The organism is Amycolatopsis minnesotensis (assembly GCF_039529815.1).
GTDB classification, from domain to species: domain Bacteria; phylum Actinomycetota; class Actinomycetes; order Mycobacteriales; family Pseudonocardiaceae; genus Amycolatopsis; species Amycolatopsis minnesotensis.
Genome location: NZ_BAAANN010000019.1, coordinates 143,616 through 163,806 on the forward strand (window position 1 = coordinate 143,616; position 20,191 = coordinate 163,806).

Here is a 20,191-nt window from a genome sequence, read left to right on the forward strand (position 1 = left end):
AGGGACACACGGAGTTCCGGGAGAAATGATCAGCGACCGGCAGGGGAGTGGGGCGGAATTGCCCCACTCCGCTCGACTACCACTTGCTGGGAACGCAAGACCTCCACGGAGCCCTGAGCTGCGGTGATCCGATCATCGGCGAAGGCATGTCCCTCAGCAATGGGGCTGAGCATTTTGCAGGTGAAACCTGGCGAACCCACTTCCCGGACGAGGGCGAACCGCCGTTGTGGGTGGAGCACATGCTGCTGCACGGCGACCGCGCCATGGGTCCCGCGCTCGTGCTGTTCGAGACCGGCCCGGACTACGAGCTGACCGACTACGACATGCGCGGCATCACCGCCGAGCAGCTGGAAGCCCTGGTCGGCGAGCCGGTCGACGTCGGCCGCGGCGAGCAGCAGCCCCGGCAGCGCACTGAGCCGGAATACCTGGATCCGCCGTTCCGAGTCGAGACGGTGTCCTGGCGACTCCAGCCTCGCCCGTTCCGGACCGGCTGCATGGCCACCACGCCGCCCTGGTGGCGCCGACTACTACCCGGCCGGGCCTCAGCCACCAGGGACTGCTGCTGGTACCACGCCGGATCCTGGAAAACGGTCAACCGGACCGCCGCCCGACTCTTGGCGGCCCATCAGCACCCGGACCCGGACGAGGTCATGGGCGCGGTACTCGCCGCTGCCCACCGCGAAGGCATCACCGGCTGGGAGCTGGAAGCCCTGGAGAGCCCGTTCGAGGCACCGATCTACCTCGCCACGGACACCGAAGGCGAACAGCTGATCACCAACGGCCAACATCGGATCCGCGCCATGCTCGACAGCGGCGCCACCCGGACCGTCGTCCAACGCGAAGAACCCAGCAACCGAGGCTCGGTGCCGGGGTGACCTCACCGGCGCTGCGCTCGGCCCCGGCCGCGGCGAGCGGGTTCGCCAGCCTCAACGCATTGGCGCCGGGCCGGATCCTCTGCGGGGTCGGCACCGGGAACACCGCCTGCCGCACCCTGGGCATGCCGCCTGCCACGGCGGCCGCGCTCGAGGAGTTCACCGCCGCGCTGCAGGACCTGTGCGCCGGGCGCCCGGCGCAGTACCGCGAAGGCGACCGGGTCCGCGAAATCCGGTTCCTGCACACCGGGGCGCACGTGAACACCACCGATCCGATCGAGTTCGTCGTGGCCGCGCTCGGCCCGAAGGCAGCCGCCGTCGCGGCACCGGCCTCATGTCCTTCGGCCTGCTGGACCCCGCCGCCTGGCACGCGCTGCACGACGCCCGCCGCCACGCCGCCCAAAACACACCTTCCGCGGATTCCTACCTGGTCACCGCGCTCCACGTACTCGGCGAGGACGAGGATCCCCGCGGCGACACGGCCCGCGACGCGACCGGCCACCTCGTCCTGTCGCTGCTGGCCTCCGCCGCCGACACCGCCGCCGACACCGCCGACACCGCCACCGCACCGGACCGGTACACCAAGCTCTACCCCGGCTACCTCGACCGCATCGCACCGCAGGACCGCGACCTCGTCCTGCCCTCGCTGATACACACCCTCGCACTGGTCGGCGCCCGCGACGACCTCCGCACCCGCATCGCCACCCTGGGCCGGGCCGGTGTCGACGAACTCCTCATCCAGCCGGTGCTCGACCCGCCTGCCGAAATGGCCCAGTTCGCCGACCTCCTCACCTGATCCCGGCCTCGCGCGGTCGGTGCGCCGATGACGGCCGAGATCGCCATCAGCAGCCCGAATCCCCAGCGCGGACCCGCCCGGTCCCACGACGGTTCAGCGGTCCCGGCCAGCCCCACGCGATGTCGTCGACGGCGAGGAACGGCTCGTCGACCACGGTCGCGGGGGTCAGCGAAGTGAACTCCATGACGTCCCGGTGCAGATGGGACTGGTCGGTGTAGCCGCCGTCGGCCGCCACCCCGGCCGCGTTCCGGCCCGCGGCCAGCCGGTGGACGGCGTGGTCGAAGCGGACCAGCTTCGCGGCGCGCTTGGGCGGCAGGCCGAGCTGCGCGCCGAACCGGGACCACAGGCGTTTGCCGCTCCAGCCGACTTCGGCCGCGAGGTGGCCGATCCGGCCCCTGCCACCGCGGGCGACGATCCGGTGCCAGGCCACGGCCACCTCCGGGTCGACCCTCCTGGCCGCCGCACAGCGGCGGGCGAGCCACGCCTCGGTCAACGCGAAGCGGTCCTCCCAGGAGGAAAGGGCGCCGAGCCGTTCACTGAGCCGGGCCGACTCGCGGCCCCACAGGTCGTCGAGGGTCACCACGGCGCCGATTTCGGCCACCACACCACCCAGCACCGCGTGGGCGGCCACCGGCGACAGGCGCACCTGGAGGCACTCGAACGCCTCCATCCTCCGCGTGCGGAGGATGTCGCCGAACCCGAGGCCGGTGACGAAGCTGCCCTGCCGCTGCCGCCCGGTGGCGTCTTCCACCGCGATCGTGCCGCCGAACACCAGCAGCAGGGTCACCGCGGGGTGGGGGATCAGCCGGAGACCGGGCGGGGTGCTGCCGCGGTCACCGAACCCGGCCATGGTGACGCCGGGCAGGCGGCCGGGCCGCCCGGGGCACGTGATGTCCCACAACAGCCCATCGTCGCGTTCGGACGCACCGGTCCACACACGGCCATGCTACGCACGCCCGCCCGGGAATTTTCGTCCAAGCCACGGCGCCCACCCGGCGACGACAGTGCGGGCATGACTGTTCATCACGGCAAGTCCAGCGCCACCCAGGAAACGACCCTGCGACTGGACGACGGCGAGATCCGCGTCCACCAGGACGGCCCCCGCGAAGCACCCGCGCTCCTGCTCATCCACGGGACCGGCGTCTCCGCCCGCTCGTGGGAGCCGATCCTTCCGCTGCTGACCGGATCCCATCGCGTCCTCCGGATCGACCTGCTCGGCTGCGGCCGGTCGGCCAGGCCGGACGGCGCGAGCTACGCGGTCCCGGACCAGGCTCGCCGGGCAGGCGAGGCACTCGACCGGCTCGGCGTGGAGCACGCCGTCGTCGTGGGGCATTCCAGTGGTGGGGTGGTCGCGACCTCGCTCACCGAACAACGACCCGGCCTCGTGACCGCGGTCGTGCTCGTCAACACCGGACCCGACATGGCCGCCTACGTCGCGAAGGAGCCCGGCATCCGGGTGGCGTCGTGGGCGGAGCTGACCGACGACCAGGTCCGCCAGGCCATCAGCAACGGATTCCGCCCTGGCTACGAGATCCCGCAGGCGTTCGTGGACCAGTTCCGCGACGTCGACTTCGGCGTCTTCGCCGCGACATCGCAGGCGATCCGCGCGTACCTGGACGAGCGGTCGCTCCCGGACCGGCTGGCACCGCTCGGAAAACCGCTGCTGGCGCTCTTCGGCGAGGAAGACAGCAGGTGGCGTCCGTCCTCGGCGAACGACTACCGCGCCGTCCCCGGCGCCACGATCGCGATGCTGCCCGCTACCGGGCACTCGCCCCTCATCGAGGACCCGCCGGGAACAGCCGCGCCACTACTGGCTTTCACCGCGAACCACCGGGGCCGGTGACGATCAGTGTCCATTGTGGAGGGATCTGGGAGCGGCCTTCCGCGCGTGGGTGGTGCCGGCGTCGAGGCGGGCGCCGCCGGCGCTGATCGGCGCGATTTCCGGCACCGGGGTGCCGTGCTCGTCGACCAGGGTCCCCACTGCCGCAGGGTGACGACGACCGGGAAGAGATCGCGGCCCGCGTCGGTGAGCACGTATTCCTGGCGGCGGCCCGATGGTGCGGTGCGCTGGACGACGAGCCCGTGTGCGGCGAGCTTGCGGAGGCGATCGCCGACGAGGTCGAGCGTGCGGGCGGGCATGATCATGACGACCACCTGGCTGGCGTTCGCGGGGCTGCAGACCGCGGTGGCCTACGCCGCGTCGGTCTCACCGCCCGCCGAACGCGGCCGGAACATCGGGGTGGTGACCCCGGCCGCCGCTCCAGCCGGAACCGCCCCTCGGACGTGATCACCACAGCCCGCACGACCGCGAATCTACGACAGCCATTCGAGCCGCTGCCCGTGGGGCGCGGCGAGGGCGAGCGGCCTGCCGTCGAGCGCCAGGACGGAGAGCTGCGGGCCGTCGGCGGGCACGGGCACGGTGATCTCCGGAAAGATCTCCGGAAAGACCTCGGCGCCCTCGTTGGAAATCCAGTGCCCCGGCAGGCCGCGGACGAGCTCGGTGAAGGCGAGCCGCGTCGGGGCGGGCACCTGGTACAGCACGGAACTGTGGAAGACCACCAAGGTCGCCTCGCGCGGCGCCCGCGCGGCCAGGCGGGGCAGATCCGCGAGCAGATCGCCGCGGACCAGGTGGGGCGGGTCGGCGCGGACGATTCCGGCGGCGGCGCGCAGCCGTTGCCGCCGGTGCCCGTGCTCCGGCCAGATCAGGGCTTCCAGCCAGCGCAGGTCGTCGTCGCGGGTGACGTCGAGCGGGTTGAGGTCGAGTCCGGCGCGCCACACCACCTCGGGCATCCGCGACGGCAACGGAATCGGCCCCGTCACCTCGCACCGCAGCCGGACGGGACTGTCCACCGGGCCGAAGACGCGGGAATGCCCGGCGTAGCGGTACTGGTAGGCGTCGGGATACAGGCACAACCCCGCCGACGCCCCGACCTCCAGCAACGCCAAGGGTTGCGGAAGCCGGGCCAGCACCGGCAGCAGGACGCCGCAGCGGGCGGCCTCGTTGGTCTGGGTGCGGCGCGCGGTCATCGTGGCCGCGACCTCGGTCCAGTTCCGCACCGCCCAGTCGCGGAAGGCGGCGGGCTCGCCGACCGGGCCGTTCAGGTACCGGGTCGCGGCGAAGAGCAGGTTGGGCTGCCGACGGGGTTCCGGCACCCCGTCGAGCAGGTCGAGCAGCCGGGCGTCCTCGGCGACGGCGAGCGCGAGCCGCTCGTAGGTCGCGGACTGCCCCCGTGCTTCGCGCACCCCGAACGCCCGGTACTCGGCAGCCGTCGCGCGAGCACCGCGGCCCGTCACGACTCGGCGAGTTCGGCGAGCTTGTCGAGGGACGCCCGGAGCTTGTCCGCGGTGGTGGCACGAGCGCGCGCGAAACGGTTCTCGTCGGTCAGACCGGACCAGTCGTAGGTGTGCGTGACCACCGTGCGCGCCCCGCCGACGGGCTCCAGCTCCCACCGCCAGAGATGCCCCGGCGGCTCGGCACCCGGCTCCGAAGGGAGCCAGGCGATGCGGCGGCCCTCCTCGAACTCCACGACGTGGTTGTCGCGCACCTTGTCCCCGGTGAGCCGCATCGTGAACACCTCACCGGTGCCGTGGACGCGCTGCCCCGCGTCCGCCGCGGCGAGGTTGTCGTTGCCGTCCCACCCCGGCTGCCGCGCCGGGTCGGCGATCAGCTCGAAGATCCGCTCGGCGGCAGCGGCGATCTCGCGCCGCGCGGTGACGACGGCCGGCGTTTCGGTGTTGTCGGTCATCCTGCGATCGAACCACCTTCGCCGCCGGAGTCCACGACTTTTTCACCGGGCAGCACGACGGTCGCGAGCACGCGACGCGTGCGGCCCGGCGCGGGCGGATTGGCCAGCCGGGGCTGGAGCACGCGGGTCAGCTCACGGCGGAGTTCGGCGGCTTCGGCGTCGTCGAGCCACATCCCGGCCAGGCCGTAGCCAACCTCGTCGCGCACGACGTCGAACCCGTCGCGGGCGAGATAGCGGTCGAACTCGCCGAGCAGCCCGGCGACGTAGGCCATGAATGCCTGGCGGTGCTCGTCGGCGCTCATCGCGGCGAACTCGTCGAGCCCGATGTCGGCGGCGCTGACCCGCAGGACGTAGGTGCGCTCCACCGCGCCGCGCACCCGGCGCTCCGCGACGACCGCGAGCACCCCGGCGTCGACGAGCTTGGCGACGTGGCGGTACAGCGTGGTGGGCGGCACGTCGGCGAGTTCCTCGCGCAGCGCGCTCGTGGTCAGCGCCCGGTCGCCGAGGAAGGCTCGCACGACCCGCAGGCGAACCGGGTGCAGGAGCAGATCGGCCGAGGTCATGCCGGGCACCCTAGCATTTTGATTCCATCTTCAGTAATGTTCCCAAAAATGGAAAAGGTATCTCTTGGGGGAATCATGACCGGAAGACCGGCCGCGGACGAGCAGCTGGCCTGGATCGTGGCCGCGTCGGCGCGCGGGCCGCTGCCGGAGACCGAGATCCGCGGGCACCTGGCATCGGCGCTGCTGGACGCGAGCGGCGGGCCGTCGGGGGTGAACGCGGCGCTGGCCGGAGTCGGCCGGGTGACGACGACCAGGCTCATCGACTCGGAGCCGGGCCGGAGCCGGGCCGTCGTGCGCGGCGACGGCGCCAGCTACGTGCTGACGGTCCGGGTGGACGAGACGGGCCTCGTGGACGATCTCGGCCTCGTCCCCGAAGAGACCCCGCCGTCGTCGTGGTCCGAGGTCGACGATCAGCTGTCCCCGCTGGGCAAGCGCGTGTCGTTCGCCGCGGGCGAGGTCGAGGACGGAAGGTTCCGGGGCGTGCACGGCATCGACGCCGACACGCAACGGCCGATCGGCTCGGCGTGCAAGCTGTACGTGCTGGGCGCGCTCGCGCAGGCCGTCGCCGACGGCACGGCGGCGTGGGGCGAACGGCTGGCGATCCGCGAAGACTGGAAGAGCGTGTCCTCGGGCGAGTTGCCGGATCGCGCGCTCACCCTCGCGGAGTTCGCCGACCACATGATCTCGACGAGCGACAACACCGCGACCGATCACCTGATCCACCGGCTCGGCCGGGACGCGGTGCACCGCCAGCTCACGCTGTCCGGCAACCAGCGACCGGCGGCGAGCATCCCGTTCCTGACCACCAAGGCACTGTTCCAGCTCAAGCTCACCGCGGACGCGGCACCGGCCGAGCGGTACCTCGCCCTGCCGGAGGCGGCGCGAACGGCCGCGCTGGAAGAGCTGGAACGCGCACCGCTGCCCGAGAACCGGTCGCTTTGGCCGCGCCCCAGGCACATCGACGCGATCGAATGGTTCGCCTCGCCGAGCGACGTCTGCCGCGCCTACGCGGGGCTGTACCGGGTGGGCATGCCGGAGATCGGTCACGCCCTGTCCATCAACGACGACGGGCTCGCGCTGGACCCCGCCCGGTTCGCCACCACCTGGTACAAGGGCGGCAACGAACCCGGCGTCCTTTCGCTGAACTACCTTGCCCGCACCGCCGATGACCGGGCGCTGGTGGTGAGCCTGATGGTGTCCGACCCCGACGAGGACCTCGACACGATGCCCGTGGCGCTCAAGGGCTTCTCCGCCATCCGGGGCGCGTTCGACCTGCTGAGCCGGTGACCGCGATCAGCGGATGGTGAGCATGCGGATGCACTGGGGGGCGCCGGGGCTGTCCTGCACGGTGACGGTGCCGCTGGTCTGCTTCCCCATCGTGGTCCCGGAAACCTGGACCTGGATCCGCCTGGCACCGCTGGTGGCGGACCCGACGGTGAGGCTGGTCGGCGGTTCGATGGACAGCACGATCAGGCCCTCCAGGATGGTGCCCGAGTCGGGGCACTTCATCGCGCCGGCGCCCTTGGTGTCGTTGGCGTTCAGCTTGTCCACGAACTGCCGGGTCAGCGCGACGGCCTTCTCCAGCGATTCGGCGGAGGCCCCGCTGGACGGACGGGACGGGGCGGTGGTCGGAGTGTCCGAAGTGGACTCCGACGGCGGCGCGGGCGGCGGGGTCTCCGGCCCCGCCTGCCCGGTGCCGGAGTCCTTGCCGAGGAAGAACCCCGGCGCGACGAACCCGGTGATCGCGAGGACGACCAGTACCACGACGCCCGCCGCGAGCCCGGCCCACAACCCGGTCCTGCTCTTCTTCGGCGGCCCGCCCCGCGGATAGCCGTGCCCCGGATAGCCGGGCCCCTGCGGGTAGCCCTGTGGTTGACCGGGGTAGCCGCCCCAGTTGCCCGGCTGCTGCGGGTGCGTCATCGGCGTCGCCTTCCGTGCTCGAAGTCGGGCCGCCGGGTCAGGCGCGGACGGCGTCCAGCGCCAGCGGGTTCTGGTACTCGCGGCACAGCACGATCTTGCCGTTCTCGGTTTTCAAAATCATCACGAACGGCGCCGCGTGTTGCACACCGGTGACCAGCGACGTGGCCACCATCTCGTACTCGACGACGATCGTGCCGTCGGCGGTCTCGTGCACGACCACGTCACGGAACTCGTCGAACCGCACGGGCAGCGCCGCGGCGCCCGCGCGGGCGAACTCCTCGAACGCGCCCCTGCCGACGATCCGCTTCGGGCTGCCCGGTCTGGCGAACGGCCATTCGACCACCACGTCCTCCGCGCAGCCCTCCCCGGAGAGCAGGCCGTGCTCGCCGCTGAGCACGGCCCGCTGGAAGTCCTCGAAGATCTCGCGCGCCGTGCGTACCTCGGTCATGCCTTCTCCTTCGACTCAACAAACGTGGAGTGACTTGCTCAACGAGCGTAGAGCGAACGGATCCGCTGGGTCAACGGTTGTAGAGTCGACGGCCGTGAACGAGCGCGCGGAACGACGCAGGCGAAGCGAAGAGAAGATCCTGGCCGCGGCGCGGGCGCTGTTCGCCGAGCGCGGCTACCAGGCCACCACGATCAGGGCGGTCGCCGCGGCCGCCGCGGTCGACCCCGCGCTGATCATGCAGTTCTTCGGGAACAAGGGGAATCTCTTCCGGCTCGCGGTGACCGCACCGAGCGAAGAGCCCGCGACCTGCGATCCCGAGCGGCTCACGGAACTGGTGCTCGACGTGCTCGGGGTCAAGCTCGCCGAGGGGCCCGGCGGGTCCGATGCGGCGATGCGGTCGATGCTCACCCATCCCGAGGCCGCGGCCCACGTCCGCGATTCGCTGAGCACGCAGATCCAGCAGGCGAGCACGGCGATCGACGACGACGAAGCCGAACTCCGCGCGGCGCTGATGCTGACCACCCTGCTCGGCGTGACGGTCGGAAAGCACTTGCTCGGCCTCGAGTCCCTGCGCACCGCGTCGCCGGAGCGCATCGTCGAACTGCTGCGGCCGAGCCTGCGCGCGCTGGCGAACGTCAGGAACTGAGTTCGCCGTAGCGGGTCGCGAACTTGCCGAGCAGCCTGCCGAAGGCGGCCCTGTCCGCCTCGGGCCAGTCGCCCATCACCTCGGCGAACACCGCGCGGCGGAACCGGTGCATGCGGTCGAGCTGGACCCGGCCCGCATCGGTCAGCACCAACGCCGCCTTGCGGCCGTCGCGCTGATCGGCTTCGCGGCGCAGGAACCCGTCCTCGACGGCACGCGCGACGATCCGGCTCGCGCGCGGCTGGTCGAGGGTCAGCGCGTGCCCGACCGAGGTCACCGTGCACGCGGCACCGCGCTGGTCGCACTCCTCGACCGCGTCCAGCACGCCGAGCACCGCCTGGTCCACGGTGTCGCCGGTGCGCTCGCGCGACAGCTTGGACAGCGACCTGCGCCCGAGGCTCCGCCGGATCGCGATCATCGCGCGCTCGACCTCGACCACCGGGTCCGCCATCGCTTCTCCTTCACCAAAAGAATGCTAATTTACATGTACATGTCTATGTACATTCACCTGGAGACCTTCATGACCACCACCCGGCGCCACTGGCAGCTATTCCACACGATCGCGAACGGCGCGCACACCCGAGCGGGCCTCGAAACCGCGCTCGCGCCGTTCACGCGGCCGGACGACGAACCGCTCGCGCCCCTGGTCGGCGACCTCGTGAACCGGGGCTGGGTCACCGCCGAAGAGCCGCTCCAGCTCACCGGAGACGGCGAGCGCGCCCATGCCGCGCTGCACGAGAAGGTGTTCGCCCAGCGCGCCAAGATCACCGAGGGCATCTCGGACGAGGAACTCGCCACGACCCTGACCGTGCTCGAACGGATGGCGAACACGCTCGAAGCCCTTCGCTGACGCGGACGGAATATTTCGCCGGAGCCGGGCGTAGAGTGGATCATAGTTGAACTTTCAACCTTGGAGGTGGGGATGACGGCCGCTCCCGTGCTCTACCTGAGCCACGGCGCACCGCCACTGGCCGACGACGCCACCTGGACCCGCCAGCTCGCCGAGCTGTCCGCGGGGCTGGCGAAGCCGGCCGCGATCCTGGTCGTGTCGGCGCACTGGGAAGAAGCACCGCTCACGATCGGCGCCACCACGACCGTGCCGCTGGTCTACGACTTCTGGGGTTTCCCCGAGCGCTACTACCAGGTGACCTACCCGGCGCCGGGCGCGCCGGAACTCGCCGAGAAGGTCCGGAAACTGGTGCGCGGCAAGCGAACCCCGGTACACGAAGCGCCGGAGCGCGGGCTCGACCACGGCGCTTACGTGCCGCTGGTGGAGATGTTCCCCGACGCCGACGTGCCGGTGCTCCAGATCTCCATGCCGTCACTGGATCCCCGCGACCTGTACGAACTCGGTCAGCGGCTCGCGCCGTTGCGCGACGAAGGCGTGCTGATCATCGGCAGCGGGTTCTTCACGCACAACCTGGCCGCGATGCGCGTGGTGACCGGCAGCGACGGCGCCCCGCCCGCGTGGTCGTCGGAATTCGACGCCTGGGGCGGGGAAGTGCTCGGCAACGGCGATCTCGACGCGCTGCTCGACTTCCGGCACAAGGCGCCCGCCGCGGCGCTCGCGCACCCGCGGATCGAGCACTTCGCGCCGCTGTTCGTCTCGCTCGGCGCCGGAAGTCCCAGCGCCACACCGGAAACCGTGATCGACGGCTACTGGTTCGGCCTGGCGAAACGATCCCTGCGCATCGCCTGAGACGGAAAACGGGAACGGGCCCCGGGAGCTGGCTGCTCCCGGGGCCCGTTCGTCGTGCGTCACTGGATCACATGGTGTGGAACTTCTTGCCGGAGAACGCGGCCAGGAACTTCTGGACCAGGCTCATCGGGCCGGAGGGCATCTCGGCCGTGACGGGGGCCTGCACGGTCTCCGGGGTGAGGTGCACGCCGTTGAGGGCGGGCAGGGTGTGCATCGGGTTGGACACGCCCGTCAGCGTCGGCAGCGTGACCGGCAGCTTCGGCAGCGAAACCGGCAGCTTGGTCAGCGAGTCCAGCGCGGGCACCGTGACCGGCAGGTCGGCGGGCAGCGTGTGCGGCACGTCGGCCCGCTGGCCCATGCCGGGCAGCGAGGGGAGCGAGTCCAGCGCGGGCAGCGCCGGAAGCGCGGCACCGCCACCGGTCAGCGACTTGCCACCGATGCTCGGGATGGTGGGCAGCTCCGGCTGCGGCAGCGAGGGCAGCATGTCGATCGGCAGCTCGTCGCCGTCGATCGGCAGCTCGATCGTCGGGTCGTTGTCGATGTCGGTGTCGTTCGTGGCCGCGGCCGCCGCGTGGGCGAGCAGTGCCAGCGGAACGTCGTACACCTGCACCAGCGCGCCGAGCGGCAGCTGGCCGTCGAAGCCGGCGAGGCTGTTGAACTCGCCGTCGGTCGTGGTCTCGCCACCGGCGGTGCCGCTGGTGGTGTTGTTGCCGACCGCGTCCGCGACGCCTGCCGCCGCGATCGCGTCGCCGAACACCTGCGGAACCGCGGCGACCGGGACGTCGATGATGTCACCGGAGCCACCGCCTTCGACACCGGAGGTGGTGATGTCGCCACCCGCGTGCGCCTCGGTGGTGTTCGAGCCGAGCCCGGTGGCCTTGGCGGCCGCGGCGACGCCGTCGCCGAAGACCTGCACGATGGGCAGCGCGTCGGCGCTGACCACGTCACCGGACACGGCACCGCCGTCACCGGCGGTCTTGCTGTCGCCGCCCGCGGTGGACACGACGTCGTTCGTGCTCTCGCCGGAAACCAGCGCGGCGAGCCCGGGGGCGAGGCCGAACACGGTGGCGGCACCGGCGACCGGGGCCTGGACGATGTTCCCGCCGAGGGCGGCGTCCTTGCCGGTGGCCTTGGCGTCGCCGCCCGCGAGGGAATCGGTCAGGTTCTCGCTGGCGCCGGAGGCGGTGCCGATGAACGAACCGCCGATGCCGTGCGGCTGGACCGGGAGCGAGATCGGCGCGAAGACGATGTTGCCCGAGGCGCCCGCCTTGTCACCGGTGGCCTTGACGTCGCCGCCCGCGGTGGAGGTGGTGTCCGTGGTGGCTTCACCGTTGCCGCGCCCGATGTGCGACGCGCCGATGCCGAAGACCTGCACCGGCAGCGAAACCGGCGCGGCGGCCAGGTTCGAGTCCAGGAAGCCGTTGTCGTCCTGGGTGTTGCCGCCGCCACCGGCCTTGACGACCTTCGTCTCGGTCGCGGTGCCGTGGCCCTGGCCGATGTAGGAGCCGCCGATGCCGAGGACCTCGGCGGGCACGGCGAGCGGGACCTGGACGAGGTTGCCCGCACCGGTGCCGTCGTTGCCCTGCGTGCCGTTGTAGCCGCCGGCCTTGACGTTCTTCTCCTCCGTGGTGGTGCCGGAGGCGTTGCCGATGTGCGACGCGCCGACCCCGAGCACCTCGGGGGTGAGGGCGGGCTGGGCGGAGACGCCGTTCCCGGCGAGGAACGAGCCGTTGCCCGTGGTGTAGGTGCCGTCACCGGCGACCGCGTCGGTGGTGTTGTCGCACGCGGCGTGGGCGTTGCCGATGTAGGTGCCGCCGATGCCGCAGGCCTCGACCGGCAGCGCGACCGGCGCGTCGACGATGTTGCCCGATCCGGCGGACTTGTCACCGGTGGTGCTGGAGAAGCCACCCGCGTTGACGGTGCTCGACGTCGACCCGGCGCTGGCGTAGTCGCCCAGCGCGTTGCCGGTGGCGGCGTTGCCGATCCACGAGGCGGCGTTGGCGGTGACGTTGGCGAGCAGCGCGCCCTGCGGCTGCACGATGTTGCCCGCCAGGAACGACTTGTCGCCGTTCGTCTGGATGTAGCTCGGGATACCGTTCAGCCCGGCGGTCTTGCCGCCCGCGGTCGCGTCGGCGACCGAGTTGGACTTGGCGTCCGCGTCGGAGCCCCACGCGGCAACGCCGTTGCCGTTGACCTTGACCGGCAGTGCGATCGGGGCGCCGACCACGTTGCCGGTGACGGACCCGCCGTTGCCCTTGCTCTTGAGCGAGCCGCCCGCTTCGGCGTTGGTGTCGGCGTCGAACTCGCTGTACGCGTTCGCCAGCAGCCCGGAGACCGCGTTCCCGGTGATCTGGATCGGGGTCGCGAACTGCGGGGCGACGACGTTGCCCGAGGTGCCGGAGCCGGTGCCGTCGGTGCTGGTGTCACCGGTCTCGACGACGCTCTGGCTCGCCGAGCCCTTGGTGCGCGCGCTGCCGCCCGCGCCGCCGATGGCGTTGCCCGCGATCTGGACGGGCAGCGCCCAGTCCAGCGCGACCGCGTTGCCCGCGAGGCCGGAGTGCGCCCCGTCGGTGGCGACGTCCTGGTTGTGCTCGTAGGTCTGCGTCGCCTCGGACGCGTCGACCTCCGCGTCGCCGAGCGCGGCGATCGCGTTCCCGGCGATCTGCACCGGGACCGTCACGTCACCGGAGACCTTGTTGCCCTTGAAGGCGTCGTCGGTGAGGGTGAAGTCCGGGTCGGTGATCTCGCCGACGCCCTGCGCGACGTCGCCCTTGCTCATCGCCTGACCGGCCTTGACCGCGGTGTCGGCGGCCTTGGTCGCGGCACCGGTCGCCTTGGCGGCGAGGTCGGTGGCGGGCTTCGCGGCGTCGGTGACCGGCTTGGCGGCCTTCGTCAGCGGCGCGAGAGCGTCCTTGATGGGTTTGGTGATCGGCTTGGTGCTGATCTCGCCCTTGTAGCCGGGCAGGTCGAGCTGCCCGAGCGGGGTGCCCAGCGCGTTCTCCTGGATGTCAACGGGGATGTTGACGTTCAGGTCGAGCGGGCCTGCGGGGGTGTCGGGGTTTCCGCCCTCGTCGGCGGAAGCGATGCCAGTGCCCAGCATCAGCAAACCACCCGTGACCAACGCGGTCTGGAATCCGCGCTTCGCCCAGGTCTGCATGTGTTGGATCTCCTTTTTCCTTGGGTTCCCTTGCGGGCTTGTGGGTCCCTTGCCTGCGAATTCGCGCACGACGAGGGAGAGGTGGGTGCCGAAATGGCACCCGAGGGGGGCGGGCACGTCGAAGTGCGCCGCGGGAAATTGCGGGGGAATGGAAGGCAACGCGCTGCCGCACGGAAAAGGCGGCGATTCAGGGCGCGTCGGCTGCCCCGCGCGGGAAATCAGTCAGGAGTGACACCGGGCTGCGCGCCCGGCTCGAACGGCAGGTGCCGCACACCGGCGAGCAGCGTGCTCGGCTCGATGTAGTCGTACACGGTCGCGGCCGCGGCGGGGATGCCGAGCAGCGGACCGTCGAAGTGGCCGCCGACGGTGGAACCGCCGGGAGTGGCCGGGAAGCTCAGCGGGACCAGCGGGGACTGGCCGGGCGAGAAGGGGGACGGAGACTCGTCGCGGTGCTGACGATTGGACTTCGCGTCGTGCGCGGTGTCCGAGAGCGCCGCCTTCGAGTTCGTCGCGGGGGAAGTCAGGAAGGGACCTGCCAGCGCGGCCGCCGGGTCGAGCACCGGAGCGGCGACCGGCGGAAGCGCGGGGAGCGGCGCCGGTTCGGCTGCCGGGTTCTCGCGGTTTTCCTTGTCCGGCAGGATCGAGGGCAGCTCCGGCAGGAGGCCCTTCTTCTTCGGGTCGAGGAACTTGCCGATCTCGTTGCCGAGGTCGAACGATCCCGGCGGCGGCGTCAGCGCGCGGCCGATCACCTGCGGCGCGTCCTGCGGCTTCCACACGATGTGCTCGACGGCGCCGAGCGTTTCGCCGACCGGGCGGACCACCGCGTTGTCCGCGAAGTCCTGCACCGCACCGGCGACCTGGTCGGCGGCCGTCTCGTCGATCTGCCCGGCGCCGATCACGCGGTGCTGGCGGTGCTTGAGGTGGCCGCGGTCGAAACCGGGGTCCATCGGCCGCGGCGACGGGGCCGCGCCGGTGACTTCCTGCCAGCCGCGCACGGCCGCGCCGGTGGCGTCGCCGACGAACTCGGAGACGCCGCCGGTGACGTGGTTGACACCGTGCACCGCGGCGTTGGTGATCGGGGTGAGGTCGGAGTCGCCGCGCTCGGACTCGGACGTGGCGACGTGCGCGGCGGAGGTCTCGGTGGTGGCGCCCGCGATGGTGGTCGACAGGACCCACGCGGCGGCGGTTCCGGCGAGCGCGCCACCGACCACGAGCAGCGCACGCGAGAACCAGCGACCGGCACGTGCTGTGCCCCGCTGTCCACTCGGTGCCGACTGCTCCACAGTGCTCCTTGGCTCCTTGCCCGCGTTTCGCCGTAACTGGATTTGCGCCTGGTGAACCGGATTTCGCGTTTCTGTTCCGGTGTCGCTCCACGAGATAATCAAATTGAGGAAGGTTCGCGCGACTTCGACGCGACTTGACTGCACGATCGAGTGAAGAACACATCGTGCGGCCGGAACTGACTTTGGGTAATCGGGGCTGGCCATCCTCGGATACTCGCGAGTCGGCGTGCATTCGGTGTGATCCGGGTGCCGCGGCGGCGATCGAGCGCGTCCCGGCGGGCCCGGACCGATACTGTGGGCCGGTGAGCGACGCCGAGGGCAGGACCGACCCCAACCCGTTCCGCGACGAGGGTGCCGACGCGGCGAGCCTGGTGCCGAGGGGGCTGCGCGTCGGCGCCGCGCTGTCGTGGCGGTTCCTCGTCGTGATCGCCGCGCTGTACGTGGTGGTGTGGCTCGTCGGCTACCTGTCGGTGGTCGTCATCCCGGTGTCGATCGCGTTGCTGCTCGCGGCGCTGCTCGCTCCCGCCGTGGCGCAGCTCGTGAGGGTGAAGGTGCCGAAGGGGCTCGCGGCGGCGATCGTGCTGATCGGTGGGCTCGCGGTGCTCGGCGGCCTGCTGACGTTCGTCATCGTGCAGTTCACCGACGGCCTCCCCGAACTGCAGCGCCAGCTCAACCAGAGCCTCCTGCAGATCAAGGAATGGCTCATCAACGGGCCGATCCAGCTCGGCCAGGACCAGTTCCAGGGCTTCGTCGACAAGGCGATCAGCTTCCTGCAGGACAACCAGGCCGCGCTCACCGACAGCGCGCTCACCACCGCCAGCACGGTCGGCGAGCTGCTCACCGGTTTCGTGCTGACGCTGTTCGTGCTGATCTTCTTCCTCAGCGGCGGCGACGGGATCTGGACGTTCCTGATGCGCGGCATGCCGGCGCACGTGCGGCCGAGGGTGGACGTCGCGGGCAGGCGCGGGTTCGCCTCGCTGGTCAGCTACGTCCGGGCGACCGCGATCGTGGCGGTGGTGGACGCCGTCGGCATCGGCATCGGGCTCGCCATCGTCGGCGTGCCGCTGGTGATCCCGCTCGCCACGCTGGTGTTCCTCGGCGCGTTCATCCCGATCATCGGCGCCGTGATCACCGGCGGCGTCGCGGTGCTCGTCGCGCTCGTCACGAACAACTTCATCACCGCGCTGATCGTGCTCGCCATCGTGATCGCGGTGATGCAGCTCGAAAGCCATGTGCTGCAGCCGTTGCTGCTCGGGCGCGCGGTCAAGCTGCACCCGCTCGCCGTCGTGCTCGCGATCACCGCGGGACTGGTCGCCGCCGGGATCGCGGGCGCGCTGCTCGCGGTGCCGCTGCTGGCCGTGCTCAACGCGGGCATCCGGTCGCTGCTGCACGAGGTCGACCCCGATCCGTCCGAAGTGGACGTTCTGCACGACCAGGCCGCGCGGCCGAACGCGGACGAGGACGAGGACGACAAGGCGAAGGGTAAGGGCGGCAAGGAAAACGACTCGCCGTGAGACGGCACGACCCGGCGGCGCCGCTGTGGCTCGCGACGGTCGCGCTGCGGGCGGTCACCGCGCTGTTCGCGGCGGCGGTGGTCATCGCGCACCACGACGGCTTCGCGCGCACGTGGCTCGCGTGGACGGTGCTCGGCGCGATGCTGGCGTGGACGGCCGCGACGACCGTGGTCTACGTGGCCGAACCGCTGCGGTGGCCGTGGTTCGTGGTGACCGACGTGGTGCTGACCTGCGGGCTGGTGCTCACCTCGCCGCTGATCCTGTCCGACGCGCAGTACGCCGCGTCGCATCCGCTGATCACCACCGTGTGGGCCGCCGTGCCACCGCTGGCGGCTGGCGCCAGGTTCGGTGCCACCGGCGGGGTGCTCGCCGGGCTGGCGCTCGCCTTCGCCACCGGGGCCGCCAGGCTCACCTTCAACCTCGACGTGGTGCGCGACGGCGTGCTGCTGATGGCGAGCGGTTTCCTGATCGGCATGGCGGCGACCGTCGCCCGCGGTTCGTCGGCCGCGCTGGAGCGGGCGCTGCGCACCGAAGCGGCGACGGCCGAGCGCGAGCGGCTCGCCAGGTCGATCCACGACAGCGTGCTGCAGGTGCTGGCCAGGGTGCGCCGCCGCGGCGCCGAACTGGGCGGGGAGGCGGCCGAGCTGGCGACGCTCGCCGGGGAGCAGGAGGTCGCGCTGCGCTCGCTCGTCAGCACCGAACCGGTCGGCACCAGCTCCGGCGGGCTCGCCGATCTCCGCGCCGCGCTGCAGCTCCTGCAGACGCCGAAGGTCCAGGTCGCCGCCCCGGCGGGCACCGTCGACCTGCCCGCGGAGACCACCGCCGAACTGGTCGCGGTCACGCGGGAAGCGCTGGCGAACGTCGACAGGCACGCGGGGCCGGACACCAGGGCGTGGGTCTTGCTGGAGGACCTCGGCCACGAGATCGTGGTGACCGTCCGGGACGACGGCAGGGGGATTCCCGATGGCAGGCTGGCACGGGCGGAGGCGCAAGGACATCTAGGAGTGGCGAAGTCCATCAAGGGCCGGGTGCGCGACCTCGGTGGCACCGCGGTGCTCGACACCGCGCCCGGCCGGGGCACCGAATGGGAGGTTCGGATGCCGCGAGGGAGGGGAGGCAGATGACCGAGCAACGCGTGATCTCCGTGATGGTGGTCGACGACCACCCGATGTGGCGGGACGGGGTGGCCCGTGACCTCGCCGAACACGGTTTCGAGGTGCGGGCGAGCGCGCCGGACGCCGATTCGGCGGTGCGGATCGCGAAAACGGTCGCGCCCGACGTCGTGCTGATGGACCTCAACCTCGGCGAAAGCTCGGGGGTCGAGGCGACGAGGCAGATCTCGGCGGCGGTGCCGTCGGCGAGGGTGCTGGTGCTGTCCGCCAGCGGCGAGCATTCGGACGTGCTCGAAGCCGTGAAGGCGGGCGCCTCGGGTTACCTGCTGAAGTCGGCGTCGGCGCCGGAGCTGGTGGACGCGGTCCGGCGCACCGCGGCGGGCGACCCGGTGTTCACCGCCGGGCTCGCCGGGCTGGTGCTGGGCGAGTACCGGCGGATGGCGGACGCGCCCGCCGTCGGCGGGGATCCGCCGCCGCGGCTCACCGAGCGCGAGACGGACGTGCTGCGGCACGTCGCGAAGGGGATGACGGCGCGGCAGATCGCGGAGAAGCTGGTCATCTCGCACCGCACGGTGGAAAACCACGTGCAGTCGACGCTGCGGAAGCTCCAGCTGCACAACCGCGTGGAACTGGCGCGCTACGCGATCGAGCACGGGCTCGACCGGGAGTAGCGCCTCACGGCAGCGCGACCACCGAGCGGTCCGCCCGCGGGGGCAGGTCCGTCGCGATCACGTGCCACTGGGAGGTCCCCGGCCGCCAAGCCGCCGCGAGCGACGTTTCGCCCGCGAAAGTACCCGTGAGCACCAGGTCGCCCGCTGCCGTCCAGTCGAGGGCGTCGGCGGTGAAATCGGTGGCGACCGGCATCGACGGCGCGCGCGTCCACCGGTCGCCGCCGTCGAGGTCGAGCACCCACAGGTCGAGCGAGCGCGTGCTGCCCGCGTGCCATTCCAGGTCCTCGAACGGCACCGCGAGCAGGCGGCCGTCCCGGCTCGGCACGACCTCGCCCGGCCTGCCGTTCGGCACCGGCCTCGGCACCGTGCGGGTGCGGCCGGTGTCGAGCTCGTGCGCGGTGAAGTCGACCAGGCCGAGCGCGAGCAGGTACCGCCCCGCCACCGCGGCGATCCGGGGGAACTGCCGCACGGTGCGGCCGGTGCCGGGGTCGACCAGCACGTCGAGCGCCTCCGGCCGCCCGGCGTCGACCGTGATCAGCAGGCCGTTGCGGTCCTCGCCCCGCACCGCGGTCTGACAGCTAGCGGGCTGGGCCTCGCCTGGCGGCCCGCCGTCGAGCGGGACCCGTTGCAGCAAGCAGGGCGTGCCGCCGTCGCGGATCATCCAGAGCGCGGCGCCGTCGGCGGACGGCCCGGCGCTGTGCGCCCTGCCGAGCGGCCGGGACCCGGCGTAGACCTCCGCCGGTTCGACGCACGACGGGCCGCAGCGGCGCGCCGAAAGCACCACGGGGGTGGTGCCGACGCGCATCACCGAGGTCACGCGGTCGCCGCCCGGAATCCCCGGCACCGGGTGCGTCCCGCCGTTTTCGACCACCACCGGCGGCGAAGCCGGCAGCACCAGGCGGATTCCGGCGGCACCGGGCTCGGCGCGCAGCGGCCCCGGCACCGGTTCGCCCGAAGGCGGCGGGACGGACGCGCACGAGGACACCAGCAACCAGGCCAGCAGGAGGACGGGGAACCGGGACACGGGCATCACCCCCGGCCAAGTAGACCACCAGCGGTCAGGGTTTTCCCCGGATCCGCCCCGGATTTTCCGCGCCTACCATCGACACCATGGGTGAGGACCAGGCAGAGATGGCAGCAGCGGGGGTCTCCACGAAACCGCTCAACCCGCGCGACCTCCGGGTGTCGGACGCGGAGCGCGAACACGTCGTCGCGGTGCTGCAGAAGGCGATCGGGCGCGGGCTCATCGACCTCGACGAGTTCACCGAGCGCACCGACGTCGCGCTCGCCGCGCGCACCAGGGGCGAGCTGAACGTGGTGCTCGCCGACCTCCCCGGCCTCGTCCACCGCGACGCCACCAAGGACACCGTGGTGCCCGGCACGCCGCCCGCCACCGCGAACTTCGCCGGTGAGCGGCTCGAACTGAAGGCGCACGGATCGAACCTGGTCCGCAGGGGGCGCTGGTCGGTGCCGGGGAACCTCAGCGTGTACAACAAGTACGGCAACACCACGCTCGACTTCACCGAGGCCGCCGTCGCGTCGCCGGTGGTGAACATCGAGCTGTCCACCAAGTGGGGTTCGGTGGAGCTGATCATCCCCGAGCAGGCCGCGATCGACGTCAACTCGGTCACCGAGGTCAAGTGGGGCGCGCTGAACGACCGGACCAACACGAACGGGCACGCGGGCACGCCCCGCTACGTGGTGTCCGGCAGAGTGCACGGCGGCTCGCTGACGATCCGGCATCCGAAGCGCGGGCTCTTCGGCTGA

Annotated in this window: 23 protein-coding genes and 2 pseudogenes; 13 read left to right on the plus strand and 12 right to left on the minus strand. The window is 71.7% G+C overall.

What is annotated here, in order from left to right:
• Positions 1–146: 146 nt before the first annotated feature.
• From ABD256_RS24050 to ABD256_RS24060, 3 genes and pseudogenes are all read left to right on the plus strand, one after another.
• Positions 147–875 (plus strand): hypothetical protein, encoded by a 729-nt coding sequence (locus ABD256_RS24050; RefSeq protein ID WP_344422973.1) that lies wholly within the window; start codon positions 147–149, stop codon positions 873–875.
• Positions 872–1,168: pseudogene (locus ABD256_RS24055) on the plus strand (LLM class flavin-dependent oxidoreductase); the annotation flags it as partial. The gene ABD256_RS24050 and the pseudogene ABD256_RS24055, both read left to right, overlap by 4 nt.
• Positions 1,169–1,206: 38 nt before the next feature.
• Positions 1,207–1,668, plus strand: coding sequence for a hypothetical protein (locus ABD256_RS24060; protein ID WP_344423099.1), 462 nt, complete (start codon positions 1,207–1,209; stop codon positions 1,666–1,668).
• A gap of 46 nt (positions 1,669–1,714) precedes the next feature.
• On the opposite strand, the gene ABD256_RS24065 is transcribed toward ABD256_RS24060, so the two are convergent.
• Complete coding sequence (locus tag ABD256_RS24065) at positions 1,715–2,605, minus strand: AraC family transcriptional regulator (RefSeq protein ID WP_344422977.1); 891 nt, start codon at positions 2,603–2,605, stop codon at positions 1,715–1,717.
• A 75-nt stretch (positions 2,606–2,680) separates the two neighbouring features.
• Here ABD256_RS24065 and ABD256_RS24070 point away from each other — a divergent pair, with 75 nt between their 5' ends.
• Positions 2,681–3,511 (plus strand): alpha/beta fold hydrolase, encoded by an 831-nt coding sequence (locus ABD256_RS24070; protein WP_344422980.1) that lies wholly within the window; start codon positions 2,681–2,683, stop codon positions 3,509–3,511.
• A gap of 3 nt (positions 3,512–3,514) precedes the next feature.
• On the opposite strand, the gene ABD256_RS24075 is transcribed toward ABD256_RS24070, so the two are convergent.
• Positions 3,515–3,649: a hypothetical protein gene (locus ABD256_RS24075; RefSeq protein WP_344423102.1), complete on the minus strand. Its 135-nt coding sequence runs from the start codon at positions 3,647–3,649 to the stop codon at positions 3,515–3,517.
• Positions 3,650–3,702: 53 nt separating this feature from the next.
• Positions 3,703–3,813, minus strand: a pseudogene (locus ABD256_RS24080) (hypothetical protein); the annotation flags it as partial.
• Between ABD256_RS24080 and ABD256_RS24085 the strand changes: the two are divergent.
• Complete coding sequence (locus ABD256_RS24085) at positions 3,806–3,955, plus strand: hypothetical protein (protein ID WP_344422983.1); 150 nt, start codon at positions 3,806–3,808, stop codon at positions 3,953–3,955. The pseudogene ABD256_RS24080 and the gene ABD256_RS24085 overlap by 8 nt on opposite strands.
• A gap of 26 nt (positions 3,956–3,981) precedes the next feature.
• Here ABD256_RS24085 and ABD256_RS24090 read toward each other — a convergent pair whose 3' ends face one another.
• The 3 genes from ABD256_RS24090 to ABD256_RS24100 are packed head-to-tail and all read right to left on the minus strand — an operon-like array spanning position 3,982 to position 5,977.
• Positions 3,982–4,962 (minus strand): DUF2332 domain-containing protein, encoded by a 981-nt coding sequence (locus ABD256_RS24090; RefSeq protein ID WP_344422986.1) that lies wholly within the window; start codon positions 4,960–4,962, stop codon positions 3,982–3,984.
• Complete coding sequence (locus tag ABD256_RS24095) at positions 4,959–5,414, minus strand: SRPBCC family protein (protein ID WP_344422989.1); 456 nt, start codon at positions 5,412–5,414, stop codon at positions 4,959–4,961. The genes ABD256_RS24090 and ABD256_RS24095 overlap by 4 nt, the downstream gene beginning before the upstream one ends.
• On the minus strand, positions 5,411–5,977 hold the full coding sequence (locus ABD256_RS24100) for a helix-turn-helix domain-containing protein (RefSeq protein WP_344422992.1): 567 nt from the start codon (positions 5,975–5,977) through the stop codon (positions 5,411–5,413). The genes ABD256_RS24095 and ABD256_RS24100 overlap by 4 nt, the downstream gene beginning before the upstream one ends.
• Positions 5,978–6,052: 75 nt before the next feature.
• Between ABD256_RS24100 and ABD256_RS24105 the strand changes: the two genes are divergently transcribed.
• Positions 6,053–7,264 (plus strand): serine hydrolase, encoded by a 1,212-nt coding sequence (locus tag ABD256_RS24105; RefSeq protein ID WP_344422995.1) that lies wholly within the window; start codon positions 6,053–6,055, stop codon positions 7,262–7,264.
• A 6-nt stretch (positions 7,265–7,270) separates the two neighbouring features.
• Here the strand turns inward: ABD256_RS24105 and ABD256_RS24110 are convergent, their stop codons facing one another.
• On the minus strand, positions 7,271–7,897 hold the full coding sequence (locus tag ABD256_RS24110; protein WP_344422998.1) for a hypothetical protein: 627 nt from the start codon (positions 7,895–7,897) through the stop codon (positions 7,271–7,273).
• Positions 7,898–7,934: 37 nt separating this feature from the next.
• The gene (locus tag ABD256_RS24115) at positions 7,935–8,345 is read right to left on the minus strand and encodes a nuclear transport factor 2 family protein (protein WP_344423000.1); all 411 of its coding nucleotides are present in this window, start codon (positions 8,343–8,345) and stop codon (positions 7,935–7,937) included.
• A 94-nt stretch (positions 8,346–8,439) separates the two neighbouring features.
• Between ABD256_RS24115 and ABD256_RS24120 the strand changes: the two genes are divergently transcribed.
• Complete coding sequence (locus ABD256_RS24120; protein ID WP_344423002.1) at positions 8,440–8,991, plus strand: TetR/AcrR family transcriptional regulator; 552 nt, start codon at positions 8,440–8,442, stop codon at positions 8,989–8,991.
• Here ABD256_RS24120 and ABD256_RS24125 read toward each other — a convergent pair.
• Entirely contained in the window at positions 8,981–9,439 is a 459-nt protein-coding gene (locus ABD256_RS24125; protein ID WP_344423005.1) for a MarR family winged helix-turn-helix transcriptional regulator, read from the minus strand. The genes ABD256_RS24120 and ABD256_RS24125 overlap by 11 nt on opposite strands.
• A gap of 39 nt (positions 9,440–9,478) precedes the next feature.
• Here ABD256_RS24125 and ABD256_RS24130 point away from each other — a divergent pair, with 39 nt between their 5' ends.
• Positions 9,479–9,838 (plus strand): MarR family transcriptional regulator, encoded by a 360-nt coding sequence (locus tag ABD256_RS24130; RefSeq protein ID WP_344423008.1) that lies wholly within the window; start codon positions 9,479–9,481, stop codon positions 9,836–9,838.
• Positions 9,839–9,910: 72 nt separating this feature from the next.
• On the plus strand, positions 9,911–10,687 hold the full coding sequence (locus tag ABD256_RS24135; RefSeq protein ID WP_344423011.1) for a dioxygenase family protein: 777 nt from the start codon (positions 9,911–9,913) through the stop codon (positions 10,685–10,687).
• Between the two features lie 67 nt (positions 10,688–10,754).
• Here ABD256_RS24135 and ABD256_RS24140 read toward each other — a convergent pair whose 3' ends face one another.
• Together ABD256_RS24140 and ABD256_RS24145 are read right to left on the minus strand one after the other, a co-directional pair.
• A complete protein-coding gene (locus tag ABD256_RS24140; RefSeq protein WP_344423014.1) occupies positions 10,755–13,844 on the minus strand; it encodes a beta strand repeat-containing protein in 3,090 nt (1,029 codons plus the stop codon).
• Positions 13,845–14,062: 218 nt separating this feature from the next.
• On the minus strand, positions 14,063–15,127 hold the full coding sequence (locus ABD256_RS24145; RefSeq protein WP_344423016.1) for a hypothetical protein: 1,065 nt from the start codon (positions 15,125–15,127) through the stop codon (positions 14,063–14,065).
• Positions 15,128–15,429: 302 nt separating this feature from the next.
• Between ABD256_RS24145 and ABD256_RS24150 the strand changes: the two genes are divergently transcribed.
• The 3 genes from ABD256_RS24150 to ABD256_RS24160 are packed head-to-tail and all read left to right on the plus strand — an operon-like array spanning position 15,430 to position 18,424.
• Positions 15,430–16,641, plus strand: coding sequence for an AI-2E family transporter (locus ABD256_RS24150; protein WP_425546509.1), 1,212 nt, complete (start codon positions 15,430–15,432; stop codon positions 16,639–16,641).
• Positions 16,638–17,765 carry a MacS family sensor histidine kinase gene (gene macS / locus ABD256_RS24155; RefSeq protein WP_344423019.1) on the plus strand — a complete coding sequence of 376 codons (1,128 nt, stop codon included), beginning with the start codon at positions 16,638–16,640 and terminating at the stop codon, positions 17,763–17,765. Before ABD256_RS24150 ends, macS begins: the two co-directional genes overlap by 4 nt.
• The gene (locus tag ABD256_RS24160) at positions 17,762–18,424 is read left to right on the plus strand and encodes a response regulator (protein WP_344423022.1); all 663 of its coding nucleotides are present in this window, start codon (positions 17,762–17,764) and stop codon (positions 18,422–18,424) included. Before macS ends, ABD256_RS24160 begins: the two co-directional genes overlap by 4 nt.
• A gap of 4 nt (positions 18,425–18,428) precedes the next feature.
• On the opposite strand, the gene ABD256_RS24165 is transcribed toward ABD256_RS24160, so the two are convergent.
• Positions 18,429–19,448, minus strand: coding sequence for a hypothetical protein (locus ABD256_RS24165; RefSeq protein ID WP_344423025.1), 1,020 nt, complete (start codon positions 19,446–19,448; stop codon positions 18,429–18,431).
• 86 nt (positions 19,449–19,534) lie between these two features.
• On the opposite strand from ABD256_RS24165, the gene ABD256_RS24170 reads away from it, so the two are divergent.
• Entirely contained in the window at positions 19,535–20,191 is a 657-nt protein-coding gene (locus tag ABD256_RS24170; RefSeq protein ID WP_344423027.1) for a DUF1707 SHOCT-like domain-containing protein, read from the plus strand.